The organism is Burkholderia sp. Bp8994 (assembly GCF_003853805.1).
Taxonomy (GTDB): Bacteria; Pseudomonadota; Gammaproteobacteria; order Burkholderiales; family Burkholderiaceae; genus Burkholderia.
This window is the reverse complement of record NZ_QTQH01000060.1, coordinates 1-351: the sequence shown is the minus strand read 5'-3', so window position 1 is coordinate 351 and position 351 is coordinate 1. Positions and strand designations below refer to the sequence as shown.

General features: G+C 64.7%; 1 pseudogene. It reads left to right on the top strand.

The features are described from left to right. Window positions 1-351 (top strand): annotated as a pseudogene (locus tag DIE04_RS29555) (electron transfer flavoprotein subunit beta/FixA family protein); the annotation flags it as partial.

Here is a 351-nt window from a genome sequence, read left to right as displayed (position 1 = left end):
GATCCTCGTCGAGTCGAACGACAGCGTCGAGCCGCTGGCCGTCGCGAAGATCCTGAAGGCGCTGGTCGACAAGGAACGGCCGCAACTGGTGATCCTCGGCAAGCAGGCGATCGACGACGATTCGAACCAGACGGGCCAGATGCTGGCCGCACTGGCAGGTCTGCCGCAAGCGACGTTTGCATCGAAGGTCACGATCGCGGACGGCAAGGCAACGGTTGCACGCGAAGTCGACGGTGGCGCGGAAACGCTGTCGCTGACGCTGCCGGCGGTGGTCACGACCGACCTGCGCCTGAACGAGCCGCGCTACGTGACGCTGCCGAACATCATGAAGGCGAAGAAGAAGCCGCTGGA